The sequence below is a fragment of the Rhizobium sp. 768_B6_N1_8 genome (genome assembly GCF_051811225.1).
Lineage (GTDB): Bacteria > Pseudomonadota > Alphaproteobacteria > Rhizobiales > Rhizobiaceae > Rhizobium.
This window is the reverse complement of the sequence record NZ_JBPWPV010000001.1, coordinates 1,068,788-1,085,254: the sequence shown is the minus strand read 5'-3', so window position 1 is coordinate 1,085,254 and position 16,467 is coordinate 1,068,788. Positions and strand designations below refer to the sequence as shown.

Here is a 16,467-nt window from a genome sequence, read left to right as displayed (position 1 = left end):
GCAAAAGTGTGCAGCGGTTTTGCGACAATGACATGCGTAAAACAAAGATTTAAAGATCAGGCGGCGTGACGCGCGGGGCTGCGCATGGCAGCCTCTTCGCCACCCGACATCAGGACGACGCGCTCGTAGCCGGCGCTCTGGAAATCCTGCATCATGCCGACGAAAGTAGCCTCGTCGATCTCGGGCAGCGACAGGATGATCTCGATTTCCTTGCTGCGCGTCAGCCGCGAAACACCGGCGACATCGGCCGCGCCACATTCGACAATGACGATATCATAGGCCGAAGTCAGAGCATCGAGCAGTAGCGAAAGCCTGTCGACGCCCCGCATGGCGTGGCGCACATCGCTCACACCCTGCGGGATCAGATGTGCATCGGACATACGGTCGCCATGGATCGTCTCGCCGAAGGCGGCCTCACCGCAGAGAAGATCGGTGACGCCCAGTGCCTCTTGGTTCTCGGCCATCAGTTCGCTTGGATAGCCGGAGCCGGTCATGTCGATCACGATTACGCGGCGTCCGGTATCGGCGAGCACGCGCGCCAGGGCAACGGTCGCGGCCGAACCATTGTCACCAGTCGGAGATATGGATACGGCAAGCGGAGCGCGGCAGTCGGTGAGATAACGCGCGACTGACGAAACGGAGAATTCGTTGTCGTCGGCAGGCGCTTCCCCTACCAGCTCGGCTTCCGGCTCCTCATCCTCATCAATGGCAGCCGTCAGCATGCTCGGTTTGGCGACCTTCAAGGCGGGAACGGGTGCTGCGTCGCCCTGCCCTTCTTCCTCGACCCTGTCCTCGACATCGGGGGCTTCCACCGGGCGCAGCGCACGGCCGCTGAAGAGTTCGGAGAGCATGATGACAATCGCGCTCATGATGAGTGTTGCGACTGCGGCAACGACGACGATCGGCACGACCTTCGGGAAATAGGGATCGACCTGCTCGATCGCCTTCGAAACAATGCGGGCGTCCGCAGGACTGGAATTCCGGTCGGCGCGGGAAGCGGCCTCGCGGTAGCGGACGAGGTAGGTTTCGAGAAGCTGGCGCTGGGCATTCGCCTCCCGCTCCAGTGCGTTGAGACCCACTCCGTCCTCACCTGCTCTGGCGCTGTTGGCCTGCAGCGTATCGGACTGCTGTTCCAATTCCTGTTCGCGCAGATCGGCAACCTTCGTCTCGTTCTCGATGCTGGCAAGGATCTTCTGCGTTTCCTGGCGGATTTGCACGCGGATATCGGCAAGCTGAGCGCGCAGGCTCTTCAGCCGCGGGTGGTTGTTCAGCAGGCTCGTCTGCAGGTCGGAGATCTGCGATTGGAGGCCGGATTCCGTCGCCTTCAGCCGCTGGATCGCCTGCGACGACATAATATCACTTAGCGTGTCTGAGGCTTCGCCCGAAGAGAGCGCGTTGCGCACGGCCTGCGCCCTCGCCTCGGCATTCGCCTTGTCGGTGCGCACGCGGGTCAGCTCGACGGAGATGTCGTTGAGCTGCTGCGCGGTAAACGTCGTGGTGCCGTTGGTCTGCAGCAGGCCATGGGTGGTGCGGTAATCGGCGACCTTCTTCTCGGCCTCGCTCACCTTCTGGCGCATGCTGTCGATCTCCGGCTCGAGCCAGCGCGTGGCTTCGGTGTTGGAGTCGAGCTTGGCGCCACTCTGGATAGCCAGGTAGACCTGCGCCATGGCATTCGGAATGCTGGCGGCGAGTTTTGGATCCTTGGAGGTGAAGGTGATGCCGATGACGCGCGAGCCCGGCACCTGATAGACTTGCAGGCGCTGAGTGAAGGCGTCGATAACGCGCTCTTCCGGCGGATTTTCCAGCGGGTTTTTCTTCAGGTGCAGCGCCACGAGGATATCGGTGAGCGCAGAGCCGTTCGCAGCCGCATCGAATTCCGGCAGATTATAGAGCTTCAGATTGTTGATGACCTGCTTGATAAGGTCCGCCGACTGCAGGATCTGCACCTGGCTCGCGATATTCAACTCGTCGAGCAGTGGCCCGGCACTGGCGTCGTTTGTCTGGGTATTGGCGAATGCGGGAGCGCGCGGCTCGATAAGGAGACGCGTCTCGCTGCGATATTGCGGTGAAACTATCTTGGCGCCGGCAAAAGCGACAGCCGCACCCAATGCGGTGATCGTCAATATTCTCAGACGACGGGCCCAGACCGCGCGCACAAGCTGGCCGAGGTCGATGTCCACATCCTGATCACTCGCTACGCGGGACATACTCATTACTCCAATACGAACTGCCCCAAGCGTAAACGACCATGGTAACTCAACGGTTAATGGCAATTCCCTCGCAAACAAGACGCTCCTGATAAAGGAATTGCGGAAATCGGCGGATTTTTTACCGGGCATTAACCCTAATAGATCGATAACGGCTCGACCGATTTATCTTCCTGTGAGCAAGCGGATGCCCTTCGTCCAGCCCAAGACCTTGATGGCTATGAGCCTTGTCGCCATGATGGCTGCACTGGCGGGCTGCACGACCTATCGGCCGGCGCCGAAGGCCTTCAACCAGGCGACGATCCAGCCCTATTCGCTCGATAGCGGCGACCGCCTGCGCATCACCGTCTTCGATCAGGCAACGCTGACCAATACCTATACGGTGGATCAGGCCGGTTACATCGCGTTCCCCCTTATCGGCCAGGTCCCTGCCCGCGGCCGCACCCTGCAGCAGCTTTCCGGCCAGATCGCGCAGAAGCTGCAGCAGGGATATCTTCGCGATCCTGATGTCACGATCGATGTCGACCGCTATCGCTCCGTCTACATCATGGGCGAAGTCGGCCAGCCCGGCCAATATGCCTATGTTCCCGGCATGACCGTGCAGAACGCCATCGCAGTTGCCGGCGGCTTCACCAGCCGCGCCAACCAGAGCATGGTCGACGTCACGCGCAAGATCAACGGACAGGTGCTGACGGGCCGCGTCAATATTTCCGGCCCGATCATCGCCGGTGACACGATCTATGTTCGTGAACGGCTCTTCTAGCTTATGGAAGAACAAAGGCCCCTCCGCATTCTTCACTGCTTCCGGTCGCCGGTCGGCGGAATTTTCCGCCATGTCCGCGACCTGGTGGAGGAACACAGCCGGGCGGGCCACGAAATCGGCATCATCTGCGACAGCTCGACCGGCGGCGAATATGAAGACCGTCTCTTCGACGATATCCGTCCTTATCTTTCGCTCGGCCTGACGCGTATTCCGATACGGCGCTCCATCAGCCCGGCTGATGCCATGGTACTCTGGAACACATTCAAGGAAATCAGGAGTTTGCGGCCGGATGTGCTGCACGGACACGGCGCCAAGGGCGGTGTGCTTGCGCGACTTGCCGGCTCAGCCTTGCGGGTCAATAGGTATCGCGTAGCCCGCCTCTATACCGCGCATGGCGGAAGCCTGCATTATTCCCGCGCCTCCATGCTCGGCCAGTTCGTGCTGCGCATGGAGCGGCTGCAGGAATATTTTACCGATGCGCTCGTCTTCATCTGCGAATATGAACGCCAGACCTATGCGACCAAGGTGGGGCGGCCGCGGGTCACCAACCGTCTGATCTATAACGGCATCGGCGCGCGGGACTTTTCAGACATCCCGACCCGCTCCGATGCCGTGCACTTCATTTATGTCGGCATGCTGCGCGACCTCAAAGGCCCGGATCTCTTCATCGATGCCTTCGCCAAGACCGAGCGCCTGCTCGGCCGACCGCTTTCGGCGCTGATGATCGGCGACGGGCCGGAACGCGACCGTTATCGCGAGATGATGGTGGAGCGCGGCCTCGGCAAGCGCATCGGCATGCTGCCGGCCATGCGCGTGAAGGATGCCTTCTCCATGGCGCAGAACCTCGTCGTTCCCTCCCGCGCCGAAGCCATGCCCTATATCGTTCTGGAGGGCCTCGGCGCCGGCAAGACCGTCATCGCGTCGCGCGTCGGCGGTATTCCCGAGGTGCTCGGTGCCGATAGTCCCGCACTGGTGGCACCGGGAGATTCCGACGATCTGGCGCGGGTGATGGCGGAAGCACTGACGGTACCCGGCTGGCACGACAAGGTCATGCCCTCTCCCGACACGGTCAAATCGGTCTTTTCCGCGTCGGTCATGGCGCGCGAAGTGCTGAAACTCTACGGCGAACTCGTCAATCCCGCTGCGGCACAGGCGATCCCGGCCGCCTCGTAAATGTTTCTTAGGGGCTTTCTGTTATCCCGCTCACATCAACGAGCGATGAAGCCCCATGAACAAGCTGGAAAAGAGCGGACAGTTCGACGTCGAAGCCCTGCGCAAGCAGGTCTCCGATACGGAGACGCGCAACGACGCCTCCAGACATGCTGCCGGCGAGACGCCTGGTATCAATCCCTATGCACGTCAGATCGCCGAACAGTTCCGAGACGGAACCTATTCGCCGACGATCATCATCGGCCAGTTGCGGCTGCTGGAATTCCTGACACAGTTCGTCATCGGCCTTGCCGCCTTCTATTTCGCGCCTGGCGACGGCAGCGACAGCATACTGATGCGGGCCGTCATGGCGGCAATCGTTTCGGCGTTGACCGTCGTAGCGCTTCAGCTTGCCGATACCTATTCCATTCCGGCTCTCAGAGCTCGCGTCCGGTATCTGCCGCGTGCCTTCGCAGCATTCGCCATCATCTTCGTGCTGACAACAGGCGCTTTCTCGCTTCTGCGCGGTCTCAGCGCTGCAACCGCGGAATCCTACGGCATCTGGTTTATTGCAGGAGCGCTCTTTCTGGTTATCGAGCGTTTCCTCGTGGCACAGGGCATGCGCAACTGGGCGCGCAACGGTATCATGGAGCGCCGCGCCGTCATCGTCGGCGGCGGCGAGCCGGCCAAGGAACTGATCCGTATGCTGGAGCAGCAGGCGGATAACGACATCCGTGTCTGCGGCATCTTCGACGACCGTGGTGAGAAGCGCTCTCCGATCATGGTCGCCGGCTATCCGAAGCTCGGCACGGTGAGCGAACTCGTCGAATTCGTGCGGATGACGCGCATCGATATGCTGATCATCGCACTGCCGCTTTCTGCCGAAGCGCGCATCTTCGAACTTTTGAAAAAGCTCTGGGTGCTGCCAGTCGACATCCGCCTTGCCGCACATGCCAATCGCCTGCGTTTCCGCCCGCGTGCCTATTCGCATGTCGGCGCGGTGCCGATGCTCGACATCTTCAAGAAGCCGATCCGCGACTGGGATTCCGTTGCCAAACGCGCTTTCGACATCTTCTTCACCATCATCGCACTCTGCCTGCTCTGGCCCGTCATGGTCGCGACGGCGATTGCCGTGAAGGCGACGTCGGAAGGACCTGTTTTCTTCAAGCAGAAGCGCCATGGCTTCAACAATGAAGTCATCAATGTTTTCAAATTCCGCTCCATGTACACCAACATGAGCGATCCGACGGCGAAGGCCGCCGTCACCAAGGGCGATCCGCGCGTCACCCGTGTCGGCCGCTTCATCCGCAAGACCTCGATCGACGAGCTACCACAGCTCTTCAACGTGCTGAAAGGCGAGCTTTCGCTGGTAGGCCCGCGTCCGCACGCCGTGCTCGCCCAGGCGCACGACCGCGCTTTCGCCGATATCGTCGACGGCTATTTTGCCCGCCACCGCGTCAAGCCCGGCGTTACCGGCTGGGCGCAGATCAATGGTTGGCGCGGCGAAGTCGACAATGACGAGAAGATCAAGTTCCGCACGGCTTACGACCTTTACTACATCGAGAACTGGTCGCTCTGGTTCGACCTCAAGATCCTGTTCCTGACGCCGATCCGGCTGCTCAACACGGAAAACGCCTATTGAGCGCGATCGACGCCTCCCCTGCGCGCGTGGCCCAGCCGCAACGGCTGACGCTCCGCCTCATCGGTTCGGCGGCGGTCGCTTTCGGGGTTTTTCTTTCCGGCTTCGTCATCGACGAGCCCGCGCCTTATGAATTGTGGATGGCAGGGCTGATCGGCCTGTGGTTCATACTCGGCCTAAAGATATCCCGCACCACCGCGCCGTTGCTGACGCTGCTGCTGACCTTCAACATTGGCGGCATGCTGTCGCTCACCCAGATGCGGGATCTGGCGACCGGCCCGATGTATATCGCCGTCTCGACGTTCCTGGCGCTGACCTCCATCTTCTATGCCGCGATCATCGAGGACAGCCACAAGCGGCTGCCGCTGATCTTCAATGCCTGGAGCTTTGCGGCTGTTATCACCTCCCTGCTCGGTATCCTTGGCTATTTCCACGCCTTTCCCGGCTCGGAAGTCTTCACGCTTTACGACCGCGCCAAGGGCGCCTTCCAGGATCCGAACGTTTTCGGCCCCTTCCTCGTGCCGCCGGCGCTTTACCTCGTGCACGGCATTCTCGCCGGAAATCTCAAGACGTCACCGATCAAGGCGGGAGCACTGCTCATCCTGGCGCTAGGCATCTTCCTCTCTTTCTCACGCGCCGCCTGGGGTCTCTTCGCCTTTGCCGTGGTGGTGCTGATCTTCATCATGCTCTTGAAGGAGCGCAGCGGCGCCTTCCGGCTCAGGGTGCTGATCCTGTCGCTAGGCGCGATCATCCTGATGGTGGCCTCGCTGCTGGTCGCGCTGCAGGTTCCCAAGGTCAGCGAGCTCTTCTCCGCCCGCGCCCAGCTCGTGCAGCAATATGACGGTGAGCATCTCGGCCGCTTCGACCGCCATCGCATCGGCTTCCAGATGATGATGGAACGGCCGCTCGGCATCGGGCCGCTGGTCTTCGGCACCATGTTTCCAGAAGACGAGCACAATATCTGGCTGAAGTCGCTGACCACCTACGGCTGGCTGGGTTTCATCAGCTATGTCGGCATGCTGTGCTGGACGCTCTATCTCGGCTTCCGCAACATGCTGCTCGACCGGCCATGGCAGCCTTTCCTTATGGTCGCGTGGATCTCCGTTCTCGGCCATGCGGCGATCGGCAACGTCATCGATATCGACCACTGGCGCCACGTTTACTTGCTGTTCGGCATCGTGTGGGGCTGCGCGGCGCTGGAAGTTCGCCACAAGCGCTCGACCCGCTCACAAACACTTGAGAAGTTCCGCAAAGGCGCTAGATTTCAGGCATGATTACAGGGACACAGATACGCGGCGCACGCGCCATGATCGGCATGAGCATCGAGGAACTCGCAGCTCATGCCGGACTTTCCGTCGAAACAGTCCAGGCGCTGGAAAATGGCGAATGGGCCGGCGAGACGCGCGCCACGATCGACGTGCGCAACACGCTGGAAGCCCACGGTATCATCTTCATCGCCAGCGGCAATCAGGATGAGGGCGGCCCCGGCATACGCATGCGCGCCCGCAGCTCCAACGATGACGGCATCCGGCCGGAAAATCTCAACGCTGCGAACGACGATTGACGGAACCAAGCGCCATCTCAGGCGTTTGGCCTGTCCTGTCAATGTGTTGGGGGTAGCCTATCTTGAATCGCAATAGCGGTCTTTATCTTGTCATCGGCGCGCTCGTCGTCGTGGTCGTCGGCCTCGGCGCCTACATCTTCCATGAGGAGAGCAAGCCTGAGGGCATCGAGATGAGCATCGGAAAGAACGGTGTCTCGATCGAGCAGAACTGAGCTTAGAGCCCTTTCTGCTCAGCGCAAAGCACTCTGGATCGGGGAGCTTTAGAGATAGGTCTTGGCGAGAATGGTCAGCTTGCCGCTGTCCTTCACGCCTTGCTTGTAAAGCTGAATGATGGCTGCGCCGATCCTGTCGGCCTCCGGCGTGCGGGGGGCGATGCCGCTGTCATCGCAAATCTGGCTCAGAACCTGCGACAGCAGGTCGATATCTTCCGAAAAGAGCGGTAGATCCTGGGGATGAACTGACGATTTCAACATCGCGCCGCATTTCCCTCAGAGGGCAATAACGCATCGTTCTGCGCAGCCGACGCCCTCCCTGCCAGCCATGTTCTTATTATGCGCGTGGCCCAAAACTTTAGCAACTGCGCAAATCAAAATCGTCGGGAACAATCTCTTGTCTCGCGCGTTACAGGGCCGTTTGGAATTCATATGGAATGAGAGAGCCGTGAGCGAAAAACGCTTCCCCTCGCCCGTGAGGGTCAAATCTCCAAGCAGCAGCTTCATCGTTTCAACTGCCTGGGAAGCTGTCGAATATCTCAAGCGCTGGCCGGCCAAGCGCGGCCGCGAATATCGCATAGCACTCCAGCACTGCCTCGACGCAACGGACGGGCTGAGAAGCCCGCGCGCGGCACAGGTGTCTTTCGCGATGGCTGCCAGGACAGCTGGGCTGCTGCTATGAGGATTGATAGGCCGGTCAGAATTCAGCTCAGAATTTCAGCCGGCCGCTCGCCTGATGAAACTGATACTGACTGAAGCCTTCGACAATCACCTTGGCGCCAACCTCGGCGACATGCTCTTCGGCAAGCTCCGCGAGCGCAAGGGCAACATCCCCTTCCGGCCAGCCGGCTTTCACGGCTTCGTCAGCGAGAGCCTTGAATGCAGCGGTAAGGCTCTGCCGGCAATCCTGTGTCTTATTGTCGATCGTCATAAGCCCGAAACTACACTTTTCTACGATTTCTCTTCACTACACCCTCAGCAACAAAATTGCGAATAAATTTCAATTTTCAGATAATCCAAAATTGGGACGATCGCGTAGATCAACTTCAATCATAGGTAGATTTCGTCCCGATATGAAATAAATCCCCCGCTCCACGCGGGGATATTTGACAGAAATATTAAAGAAATAGTTTACCGAAAATTTAGTATATCAAAAATTACAACCTAAACCTCATATTATTCCGGCAAAGGTCGACGCAGCTTGTCGTCGCGTTGCTTATGGGCGGGAGGATTTCCATGCTGCTCCGTCGTATGCAAGGATTTTTGCCGCTTTGCGCGGACTTTTTTCAACAGTCAGCGGCGAGTTGTGTGGCCTCTGGACGGCTCCAGCGAGGCAGGACACAAGCTCCTCAGAAAACATTCCCCAGGACAAGTTCCGTTTTATGATCACGGCGGCATTTTTCCCTTGCGTCCAAAAACCGAAAAGTCTAACAGAAGCAAGCCGTTTCGGCAGGTCGGGGCGTAGCGCAGCCCGGTAGCGCACTTGACTGGGGGAACGATTCCCTCACTCCTGATTTCCCTTCTTCTTCAATACATTAGCTCCATGCTGCCCGATGTCCGTGGGATTTTTGGTGGGACTCGATGTCGCCTCCAAAGCTGCCCTCAGGTCATCGTCGAGCGCGTGGGCATACTTCGCCGTGGTGGCAACATCGGTATGTCCGAGCAGCCGTTGGGCAACGCGCAGGTTCGATTTCCGAAGCACTCGCGTGGCCGCCGTGTGGCGTGTGTCGTGGAACCGGAAATTGACGACGCCCGCCGCTGGCACGGCTCTACGCATAGCGCTCTTCAGTCCGGATTCCGTCAACGGATACCTTTTCCCGCGTACCTGCTTAATCGTCTTTCGCGTGCGCCAGGCAACGAAGGTGAAAACCTTGACCGGGTGGTTATGGCGCTGCGCCCAGAGGATTTCATAGGTTTCCTCCGACATCGGTATCGTCCTGGATTTGCCGCCCTTCCCAGTCACCGTGAAGCGGCGGGAAAAGAAGTCGACGTGCGGCCATTCGAGGCCAAGGATCTCCATGCGTCGGCAACCGTTCAGGAAGGCAAAGCGCACCGCGTCTTCGTAGCCGCGCCCGAGCTGCTCCATGATCGCGCTTTCCTCGTCGGCCGACGCCTCCCGCACACGCTCCTGCGGCTCCTTCAGCATGTGCTCGCCGAAGCTCACCTCTCCTACCTGAATTTTCCAGACGTTTTTGGCGCGGAGGATGATCTCGCGCAGCGGCTGCGTGCAGGTTCGGTTGACGGTTGCGGGGCTGACGAGCTTGCCTTCGTGGATCTTGCCGTCTTTGTGCTTGCGGCGCACCCGTTCGCCTCGTCGCTTCGCTACCAGGCTCGCAACGCGCGGATCGTCGATCGCGCGCAGATCGGTGGCTCCGCCGATGTTCTGCTGTAGCCAGTCAAGATTTTTGAGAACAGTGTCACGGTTCTTGTGGTGCTGACCGATCTCGTGAAACCAGCGCAGCGCAGCCATTTCGAACGACATAGTGTTGGCTTCGACGGTCGAAGCCGCAGCCATCAACGCCTTGGCTGATGCCCGTTCCCGCTCTTCGAAGGCTTTTGCGTCTCTCTTCTTAGTTTCTCCCGTATCGCCAGAAAATCGACGGCCCCCGACGATGAAATCGTAGGAGTATGTTTCCTTACCGGGACGTTTGTAGACGGACATGATGTCTTAGCCTGCCGTTCCTTAAATTCGTTCAGATCATCCTGGGTGTAGCGGCGGGTCGCGCGTTTTGTACCGCGCCCGACGTTAATCCACCGCACAAGACCGTCATCGGTCAAGTCCCGCAGCTGGCGCACGGAGATCTTGAGTTGCGCTGCTGCCTCATCTGGGGTGAGAAGATCGAGCGGGCTCACGTCACGCCTCCTCGCACACGAGCACCGGGCCGCCATTGTGGCCGAGCATGCCTCGCCTGGCCTTCTCGCGCCGCCTGGCGTTCTCCTTGCGGGTCACCATCTCCACGTGACGAGGCTCCGGACGGATGCAAAGACGGTTGCGGCATGAGTGGTCCAGTTCCTTCTTGCCGGGAACATAGCCGTGCTCGTTGGTCCACATGACGATGTGCACCGCTACGGTCTGCCCCCCCAGGCTCATGCGCGGATAGCCAGCCCCGCGACCTTTCGTTCCTGAGGTAGGACCGGTCCAGATCCAGCACCCGGTCTCCTCGTCGACACGGACGCGCGCCATGATCTTTTCGCGGATCTTGTCGCGACGGCTCATGCTTTCGACCTCGCCCGATACCGCGCTTCGGCCTCACCCTTCAGTTTAAGGCCAGCTGCGCAGGTGCAGAACCAGTAGTCATCTCCGTCGAAAACCTCGCCGTCGCCGACGCAGGATCTGCAGGCCGCGTCCTCCGGCTCGTAATCGTCGCGATCGTCGTAATAGCCCATGGCGTCGAGTTCTGACTCGGCTTCGTCGTTGACGCGCTTGATGCAGGCACCACAGACGCGGTAAACGGGCCCGCACATGCCTTCCTCGTAATCACGAGCGTCGCGGAGATCATCGGCATGGCCCTTGCACCATTCGCAGGTTCCGATCCGCATTTCCTTCGCTTCGTCGGAGTTGCGCCATGCGCGAAGCTCGTCCAGGCACTCCTGGCACATGTCGAGCATTTCGCAGCCGAATGAATCGGTCTCGCCTTGTATGCGGGCAACGGCGGCGCGTTCCGGATGGTCATCGCACATCATGCCGTCAGGAACTTCATGCGACGTGCCGGCTAAAGTGGAGATTGGTCCGGTAACATCAGCCATCGCTACCCGCCTCCGCACCCTGAACCGATGAGATGCTGTCCAGCATGGACAGCCTACCCCGCAGAAAGGTGAACTCATCTTCGAGCGGACGCATATGGTCTGAACAGTATCCTTCGTCGCGCATCTCGTTGAGCACTTCGATAATCTGCTCCATGCGAAGATGTATCCACGTGCACTCGTCGACCATCCCAAATACAATAGGGTTCTCTGCGGCGGACGGCATCTGATCTGCCGTGCATGCCGCGATCAGCGCGACCCGAACGATTGACATTCGTATCCGCCGCTGCTCGTCGCTGGACACCTTGAAGTAATTTTCAGGCGGGCTGTATCGTTCGAAAACTTCGTGGGCCGCCACGACAGCGGCAGCTGTGATGCGAGGCTTGCTCATCTCCCCACCTCCTGAGGTGGCCGCGCCGCTTTCGTTCTCGCGGAATGGATTTCGTACGCCTTGGGCAGCGAGTAGCCCAATGCCTCGATCGTCTCCTCGTCCCACTCCGGACCAGCGAACATGACGATCCACTGCTCTTTCGTGAGAGGCCTGTTGTCGATCTCGTGCGTCATCACGACCCCACCTCCCCCTGTGAGGGCGGTGGGGACAGCGCGGCGCGGCCAGCTTCCGTGATAACCCATCGGATAGTCACTTCCGCTCGGACGTTTTTGATGCGTCGGGCAAACCCGCGTTTTTCCAGTGCCAGCATGGTCCGGTTACCCATGGGGAGGACGTCGCCGACTTCTCCACGACGCCTCAAGAGATCCAAGGCTTTTTTCATGGCTGGACTAAGCATCGCCGCTGCCCTCCGTTGCGGAGGCGGCAAAGATCGGCGTCAAAGCATCAATGTCGAATTGATCGACGCCGGAAGCCTTCAACTCATCGAGCGTGGTGAACCCGGCCGTGGTGAGGATTTCATGGGCATAAACTTCTTGTCCCCACACACGCATGATGATGCCGGCGGCAATCGCCATGCCTATACCAATGCCGCGCTCTTCGGTCCCAACCACATGATCGGCGGGAGCGGGATTTTTGTTCTGGCTCTGGAGCAGGCTGATACTTTCCCACGCCGCGAACGGGTCGTCTGGCTCACCGACATCACTGGCAATTTTGATCATCTCACAGGCAAGAGCGGTGACCTGTTCGGGTGTCGTGTGGCCCTGGCCTTTGCAGACACCACACAGCAGCGAGGGATAGCCAACCGGGCAATCCTCATCCTGCTCTATCAGGGTGCAGGGGCAAGGCACGGTCACCACCAATTGTGGTGAGGGCGATGGGATGTCTGCCAACCGGATCCGGTCGCACATGATGGCAAAGACTTCCTGCGCCGTGCGGTTCTCGATTCCGATGATTGGCCGTGTCAGGGCCTCCGCATTATCGCAGACCTTGCGAGGGCTGAGTGTGGTGTGCGGGATGAGCGCGACAACAGATGCCCCGGCAGTTACCCATTGCTTCGCCTGTCGCTCGTCCATGGTTATATGTTCGCAACCGGTCGAGTCGGTGAACGTCCATGCTACTGCGGCATCCAAGCCGCGCTGTTCGTTGCTGGTCATGGGCGGGGCTCCTTCACACCTAGAACTTCGCGGATTTCGCGTTTTGCAGCGGATCGGCCCAGTTCGTAGACCTTCTCAAGGAAGGAGATCAGGGCGGCCATCCGGTAATTATCCTGGTCGGTATTCGCGAAGGTCTGCTCGCCGTATGTATAGGCACCAAGCGGCGTAACCTTGCACTCGGTCCAATCCTCGTCGGCTTTTGCTGCGGAGTGATCCGTCCAGTAGGAGACGCGGCAGAAATCGTAGCGTTGATCGTGGGTGCTCATTGGCCGCTGCCCTCTGTTGCGGTCAGGGCGCGGTAGCGGTTTAGAAACGCGAGCTTCGCGCCAGCCGGTGACAGGCCGATGATCCGCACGCCAAGCGGCGGCTCCGGCAAAATCCAGTCTTTCGGCTTAGTCCCCATGATCTGCGCCGCCTCGTCTGCGAGGATGGCGTTGTCGGCGCGCTTGACGCTTGGCGGCTCGATGTAGGGCAGATCGAAAGCGCCACAGACGGCGGCCATGATGTTGGCCTCCATCTGCTTGTAGCCGTCGATGAACCGCTTTGCCGGGCGAACGATGTCCGCGATGTATGCTTCGGAAGCATCATGCAGCAGAGCCCAAAGGGCATCCTCCGGCGGCACGTTCTCGCTCACCAGGACGCTATGCTCGGCGACCGAATAGAACCGCTCGCAGTGGCCGTTAAACCGACACATCATCGAAAGCGAGTGGGCGATATCCTCAATGAAGACATCTTCCGGGCGAGGATCTAGCGGCCAGAACTGCCGGCCGGAAACGGTCTGCATCCAGTCGCCGCGCCGCCCTTCAGTCCCAAGCACATGTGATGAGGGCGATGGGGTGACGGCCTCCGGCAACGGAGAATGCTTCGGTTTCGCTGCCTGCTTAGCCCTTATCTGCGCGACCTTCGTCCATATGCGAGCCAATTCGGTTTCCGCCGCATGGTGCATGTCGAGCCCGTTCGCGAGACATAGCGCCGCAAGCGTTACCATGACGCCACCGACCTCCTGATGAGGCTCGCCGACCGCGCGTCCATAAACATAGTTGACGAGCTGGTGGGCCTCGCCGATGGTGCAGCCGGTGGATTGGACAAGTTCCAGCGCCTCTTCAAGGAAGCGGTGGTTTCGTTCTTCCCGATCGCCGGCGATCATCTCGCCGAAGCAAGCCATCATCCATGGCTGAACACGCTCCTGAAAAGGCGCTAGTTCCGTAGGTGGTGAACTGTCGCCGTGGTCTATGACCGCAATCTCACCGGCACAGAAGGCGCGGATCATCTGCTTGTGCTCATAGAGCGGCTTGCCCGAGACACGGGTATGAACAGGCTGGCGGGACACATAACGCTCCGCCGCCTCGACAACCTTCGGTGTGGTCATGCGTAATCCCTCCAGGCTTCGAAATCCGCCCGCAGCGAAATCCATCGCTGGCGGGCATTTTCGTCTGTGTTCAGATCTGATCGTGACTTGATGTTGAGGATCGACCGGACGCGCGAGGCGATCCGGATGTTGTCGCCGGCATCCTCAAGACCGTGCTTCTCGATGAGGTAACGCCGGAAGACCTGCTCGTTGCACTTCATCGCGCATTCGGCGGCGTGATCCTTCGGCTTCTGCTGCTCCTGCTGTCGCTGCTGCCGGCGCGGATCTTGCGGCGGCTTGAGGCGGCGGATCTCGGCGAAGGCTTCGCGCAGGAGCTGGAGCAGGAAAGCAACATCGTCGTGGGCATGACTGACGAATTCGAGATCCTGCCAGCCGCAATCGTCCGTCGAATTGAGCACGACAAGGACCGGCGTTCCGGGCACCACGCGCGCAAGGATCTGCAGACCGTTCTCAGACAGAGACCAATCGGTGCTGGCCTCATCGTGGCGCTGGCGGATCTTCTGGAGACGGGTGGCGTCGGCAGGGGTAGCCATCAGCGCGCCACCTCGATCGCCCGTTGAAACATAATTGGCTGCTGGTCGCGCGGGACGCGGTGAACGCCGCGCGCCATAGGGTGCTTCGGGAACCCTTCTTTGGTCTTGCCGAGGCACACAAGGTCGACGAGGTGGTGCGCGGCTCGACCGCGAAACCAAGCGTCACGGTCCAGATGGCCGCCGTCTCTTCCCCACGCGACAAGCACAGGTGTGCCCTGCGAGCGCGCAAAGGTAAGCGCTTGGTCGATATACTGCAGGCATTTGCCGCTGAGAGGATCGGCGCATTTCATCATTTCTTTCGGAGACGATGTCCGGCGATCGAAGAGATTGACGACGATCAGGCCGCCATAGCCCCAGAGCTTTGCGAAACCGATCAGCATGAGGATCGTCGGATCGTTTCTGCGGTGATCGGCTGTCGATGGGTTCAGCATGCAGACGACGAGCAGGCGCTTTGTCTTGTCCCAGATGCGTCGCAGCTCAGGGCGGAATAGCGGCTCGGGCTGCTCGTCGGAAAGAACGGCGGTCATGAGCATCTCGGGGACGCTCATCGACGGCAGTTCGCCAGACAGAGACACCTGCATCACGCGGCCTCCCCTTCCGGCTGACTGTTAGCAGCGACACCACGCATCGACATCACGCCGATCATCATCACGGTCCTGTCATCTCCAACGGAGCGGATGAAGGCCGGGTTCCGCGCGTCGCCGATCGATATTTCGATCTCGTCGCGGTCCAGATGTTCCAGAGCCGCAATGACGAACCGGCCATTGTAGCCCTGGCGGATCTCACCGCTGCAGCTAATGGCGATCTCGTCGTCGGCCTCGCCATTGGCGTCATCGCGCGAGTTGAGAACAAGGCGATTGACGCCGAAGTCAAAGACGACACCGCTCATCTTATCGGAGTTGACGGCAAGTACCCGCGCCAGCGCAGCTGACAGCGCCTGAGCACTCAGTGTCGCGGTGACCGCGTTCGGGCTTGGCCGCAGACCCTTGTAGGCAAGGAACCTCTCGTCGATCAGCTTCGAGGTGAGTACGACATCGCCGCTGCTGACGCGGATGCAGTGCGTCGATAGATCAATGGTCACGTCTTCCTGCTTGTCGAGGAGGCGTACGATGGCCTGAACGGCTGCGTTCGGGACAGTCACCGCCGGAATGCCGGCCAAGTCATCGTCGAATTCGATCGCAGGGAGGAAGCGGCGCGCCAATCGGTTCGTGTTGGTCGCGACAACCGAGAGGCCGTCTTCGTCGGGATCGAGCCGAACGCCGCAGTTCGCCGGACGCTGCTCGTTGGTCTCTGCAGCGAAGGCAACTGTCTTGAGCGCCTTGGCAAATGCCGGCGCATTCAGGCTCATCTGAAACGGCAACTCGGTCTGCGGCAGAACCGGGAAATCCTTCGCATCAAGAATGGGCAGCTTGGTCTGGAAGCTGCCCGCCCTGATCCGGATATCGTTGAAGCGCCCGGCGCTACGAACCGCCTCGAACCTGATATCGAGGCCATCGGAAAGGGCCTTGATCACATCGACGAGCAACTGCGCGGGACACGCGAAGGCCTCGAAATCGCGGCCGATCTCCGCATCGAAGCGGGCGCAGATCTCCTGATTGAGGTCAGTTCCGGTGATCGTCATGCGGTCACCATCCCGATCGAACAGGACATGCGTCAGGAGTGGGATCTTGGATTTGCCGTCGACTGCATCCTTGGCGATCGACAGTGCGGCGAAGATGGCGGGCTTTTCCGTGACGAACATC

The 16,467-nt window shown here is 60.0% G+C and carries 21 protein-coding genes and 1 pseudogene; 7 read left to right on the top strand and 15 right to left on the bottom strand.

The annotated features are described in order from the left end of the window. Positions 1-56 precede the first annotated feature (56 nt). On the bottom strand, positions 57-2,207 hold the full coding sequence (locus tag AB8B33_RS05560) for a GumC family protein (RefSeq protein ID WP_439014647.1): 2,151 nt from the start codon (positions 2,205-2,207) through the stop codon (positions 57-59). 187 nt (positions 2,208-2,394) lie between these two features. Here AB8B33_RS05560 and AB8B33_RS05555 point away from each other — a divergent pair, with 187 nt between their 5' ends. The 6 genes from AB8B33_RS05555 to AB8B33_RS05530 all read left to right on the top strand — a co-directional run bounded on the left by AB8B33_RS05555 (position 2,395) and on the right by AB8B33_RS05530 (position 7,534). Continuing rightward, a complete protein-coding gene (locus tag AB8B33_RS05555) occupies positions 2,395-2,970 on the top strand; it encodes a polysaccharide biosynthesis/export family protein (protein ID WP_007819909.1) in 576 nt (191 codons plus the stop codon). 3 nt (positions 2,971-2,973) lie between these two features. Then, entirely contained in the window at positions 2,974-4,143 is a 1,170-nt protein-coding gene (locus AB8B33_RS05550) for a glycosyltransferase family 4 protein (protein WP_007819912.1), read from the top strand. Positions 4,144-4,198: 55 nt separating this feature from the next. Next, positions 4,199-5,761: an undecaprenyl-phosphate glucose phosphotransferase gene (locus tag AB8B33_RS05545; RefSeq protein WP_439014646.1), complete on the top strand. Its 1,563-nt coding sequence runs from the start codon at positions 4,199-4,201 to the stop codon at positions 5,759-5,761. Then, positions 5,758-7,032, top strand: a complete 1,275-nt coding sequence (locus AB8B33_RS05540) for an O-antigen ligase family protein (protein WP_439014645.1) — start codon at positions 5,758-5,760, stop codon at positions 7,030-7,032. Before AB8B33_RS05545 ends, AB8B33_RS05540 begins: the two co-directional genes overlap by 4 nt. After that, positions 7,029-7,322 (top strand): helix-turn-helix domain-containing protein, encoded by a 294-nt coding sequence (locus AB8B33_RS05535; RefSeq protein WP_113325260.1) that lies wholly within the window; start codon positions 7,029-7,031, stop codon positions 7,320-7,322. The genes AB8B33_RS05540 and AB8B33_RS05535 overlap by 4 nt, the downstream gene beginning before the upstream one ends. A 62-nt stretch (positions 7,323-7,384) precedes the next feature. Beyond that, positions 7,385-7,534, top strand: coding sequence for a hypothetical protein (locus AB8B33_RS05530; protein ID WP_310382923.1), 150 nt, complete (start codon positions 7,385-7,387; stop codon positions 7,532-7,534). 48 nt (positions 7,535-7,582) lie between these two features. On the opposite strand, the gene AB8B33_RS05525 is transcribed toward AB8B33_RS05530, so the two are convergent. Further along, complete coding sequence (locus AB8B33_RS05525; protein WP_037096147.1) at positions 7,583-7,795, bottom strand: hypothetical protein; 213 nt, start codon at positions 7,793-7,795, stop codon at positions 7,583-7,585. 187 nt (positions 7,796-7,982) lie between these two features. Between AB8B33_RS05525 and AB8B33_RS05520 the strand changes: the two genes are divergently transcribed. Continuing rightward, entirely contained in the window at positions 7,983-8,216 is a 234-nt protein-coding gene (locus tag AB8B33_RS05520; RefSeq protein ID WP_439014644.1) for a DUF982 domain-containing protein, read from the top strand. A 27-nt stretch (positions 8,217-8,243) separates the two neighbouring features. Here AB8B33_RS05520 and AB8B33_RS05515 read toward each other — a convergent pair whose 3' ends face one another. From AB8B33_RS05515 to dnaN, 13 genes and pseudogenes are all read right to left on the bottom strand, one after another. Then, a complete protein-coding gene (locus AB8B33_RS05515) occupies positions 8,244-8,465 on the bottom strand; it encodes a hypothetical protein (RefSeq protein ID WP_439014643.1) in 222 nt (73 codons plus the stop codon). A 573-nt stretch (positions 8,466-9,038) separates the two neighbouring features. Beyond that, positions 9,039-10,196, bottom strand: coding sequence for a tyrosine-type recombinase/integrase (locus AB8B33_RS05510; protein ID WP_439014642.1), 1,158 nt, complete (start codon positions 10,194-10,196; stop codon positions 9,039-9,041). A 23-nt stretch (positions 10,197-10,219) separates the two neighbouring features. After that, positions 10,220-10,423 (bottom strand): annotated as a pseudogene (locus tag AB8B33_RS05505) (helix-turn-helix domain-containing protein); the annotation flags it as partial. Beyond that, the gene (locus AB8B33_RS05500; RefSeq protein ID WP_439014641.1) at positions 10,389-10,751 is read right to left on the bottom strand and encodes an HNH endonuclease signature motif containing protein; all 363 of its coding nucleotides are present in this window, start codon (positions 10,749-10,751) and stop codon (positions 10,389-10,391) included. The pseudogene AB8B33_RS05505 and the gene AB8B33_RS05500, both read right to left, overlap by 35 nt. Next, positions 10,748-11,281, bottom strand: a complete 534-nt coding sequence (locus AB8B33_RS05495; protein WP_439014640.1) for a hypothetical protein — start codon at positions 11,279-11,281, stop codon at positions 10,748-10,750. Before AB8B33_RS05495 ends, AB8B33_RS05500 begins: the two co-directional genes overlap by 4 nt. After that, positions 11,274-11,669, bottom strand: a complete 396-nt coding sequence (locus AB8B33_RS05490) for a hypothetical protein (RefSeq protein WP_439014639.1) — start codon at positions 11,667-11,669, stop codon at positions 11,274-11,276. Before AB8B33_RS05490 ends, AB8B33_RS05495 begins: the two co-directional genes overlap by 8 nt. Continuing rightward, entirely contained in the window at positions 11,666-11,842 is a 177-nt protein-coding gene (locus tag AB8B33_RS05485) for a hypothetical protein (protein WP_439014638.1), read from the bottom strand. The genes AB8B33_RS05490 and AB8B33_RS05485 overlap by 4 nt, the downstream gene beginning before the upstream one ends. Before the next feature lie 216 nt (positions 11,843-12,058). After that, positions 12,059-12,823 (bottom strand): hypothetical protein, encoded by a 765-nt coding sequence (locus tag AB8B33_RS05480; RefSeq protein WP_439014637.1) that lies wholly within the window; start codon positions 12,821-12,823, stop codon positions 12,059-12,061. After that, on the bottom strand, positions 12,820-13,089 hold the full coding sequence (locus AB8B33_RS05475; RefSeq protein WP_439014636.1) for a hypothetical protein: 270 nt from the start codon (positions 13,087-13,089) through the stop codon (positions 12,820-12,822). Before AB8B33_RS05475 ends, AB8B33_RS05480 begins: the two co-directional genes overlap by 4 nt. Beyond that, positions 13,086-14,192 (bottom strand): hypothetical protein, encoded by a 1,107-nt coding sequence (locus AB8B33_RS05470; protein WP_439014635.1) that lies wholly within the window; start codon positions 14,190-14,192, stop codon positions 13,086-13,088. Before AB8B33_RS05470 ends, AB8B33_RS05475 begins: the two co-directional genes overlap by 4 nt. Next, a complete protein-coding gene (locus tag AB8B33_RS05465) occupies positions 14,189-14,725 on the bottom strand; it encodes a hypothetical protein (protein WP_439014634.1) in 537 nt (178 codons plus the stop codon). The genes AB8B33_RS05470 and AB8B33_RS05465 overlap by 4 nt, the downstream gene beginning before the upstream one ends. Then, positions 14,725-15,306, bottom strand: a complete 582-nt coding sequence (locus AB8B33_RS05460; RefSeq protein ID WP_439014633.1) for a DUF1643 domain-containing protein — start codon at positions 15,304-15,306, stop codon at positions 14,725-14,727. The genes AB8B33_RS05465 and AB8B33_RS05460 overlap by 1 nt, the downstream gene beginning before the upstream one ends. Beyond that, the gene (dnaN, locus tag AB8B33_RS05455; protein ID WP_439014632.1) at positions 15,306-16,466 is read right to left on the bottom strand and encodes a DNA polymerase III subunit beta; all 1,161 of its coding nucleotides are present in this window, start codon (positions 16,464-16,466) and stop codon (positions 15,306-15,308) included. The genes AB8B33_RS05460 and dnaN overlap by 1 nt, the downstream gene beginning before the upstream one ends. Position 16,467: the final 1 nt, after the last annotated feature.

Coding starts and splice junctions, on each gene's coding strand:
- AB8B33_RS05560 (WP_439014647.1), bottom strand. CDS start 2,207: ATGTCCCGCGTAGCGAGTGATCAGGATGTGGACATCGACCTCGGCCAG.
- AB8B33_RS05555 (WP_007819909.1), top strand. CDS start 2,395: ATGCCCTTCGTCCAGCCCAAGACCTTGATGGCTATGAGCCTTGTCGCC.
- AB8B33_RS05550 (WP_007819912.1), top strand. CDS start 2,974: ATGGAAGAACAAAGGCCCCTCCGCATTCTTCACTGCTTCCGGTCGCCG.
- AB8B33_RS05545 (WP_439014646.1), top strand. CDS start 4,199: ATGAACAAGCTGGAAAAGAGCGGACAGTTCGACGTCGAAGCCCTGCGC.
- AB8B33_RS05535 (WP_113325260.1), top strand. CDS start 7,029: ATGATTACAGGGACACAGATACGCGGCGCACGCGCCATGATCGGCATG.
- AB8B33_RS05525 (WP_037096147.1), bottom strand. CDS start 7,795: ATGTTGAAATCGTCAGTTCATCCCCAGGATCTACCGCTCTTTTCGGAA.
- AB8B33_RS05515 (WP_439014643.1), bottom strand. CDS start 8,465: ATGACGATCGACAATAAGACACAGGATTGCCGGCAGAGCCTTACCGCT.
- AB8B33_RS05510 (WP_439014642.1), bottom strand. CDS start 10,196: ATGTCCGTCTACAAACGTCCCGGTAAGGAAACATACTCCTACGATTTC.
- AB8B33_RS05500 (WP_439014641.1), bottom strand. CDS start 10,751: ATGAGCCGTCGCGACAAGATCCGCGAAAAGATCATGGCGCGCGTCCGT.
- AB8B33_RS05495 (WP_439014640.1), bottom strand. CDS start 11,281: ATGGCTGATGTTACCGGACCAATCTCCACTTTAGCCGGCACGTCGCAT.
- AB8B33_RS05490 (WP_439014639.1), bottom strand. CDS start 11,669: ATGAGCAAGCCTCGCATCACAGCTGCCGCTGTCGTGGCGGCCCACGAA.
- AB8B33_RS05485 (WP_439014638.1), bottom strand. CDS start 11,842: ATGACGCACGAGATCGACAACAGGCCTCTCACGAAAGAGCAGTGGATC.
- AB8B33_RS05480 (WP_439014637.1), bottom strand. CDS start 12,823: ATGACCAGCAACGAACAGCGCGGCTTGGATGCCGCAGTAGCATGGACG.
- AB8B33_RS05475 (WP_439014636.1), bottom strand. CDS start 13,089: ATGAGCACCCACGATCAACGCTACGATTTCTGCCGCGTCTCCTACTGG.
- AB8B33_RS05470 (WP_439014635.1), bottom strand. CDS start 14,192: ATGACCACACCGAAGGTTGTCGAGGCGGCGGAGCGTTATGTGTCCCGC.
- AB8B33_RS05465 (WP_439014634.1), bottom strand. CDS start 14,725: ATGGCTACCCCTGCCGACGCCACCCGTCTCCAGAAGATCCGCCAGCGC.
- AB8B33_RS05460 (WP_439014633.1), bottom strand. CDS start 15,306: ATGCAGGTGTCTCTGTCTGGCGAACTGCCGTCGATGAGCGTCCCCGAG.
- dnaN (WP_439014632.1), bottom strand. CDS start 16,466: ATGTTCGTCACGGAAAAGCCCGCCATCTTCGCCGCACTGTCGATCGCC.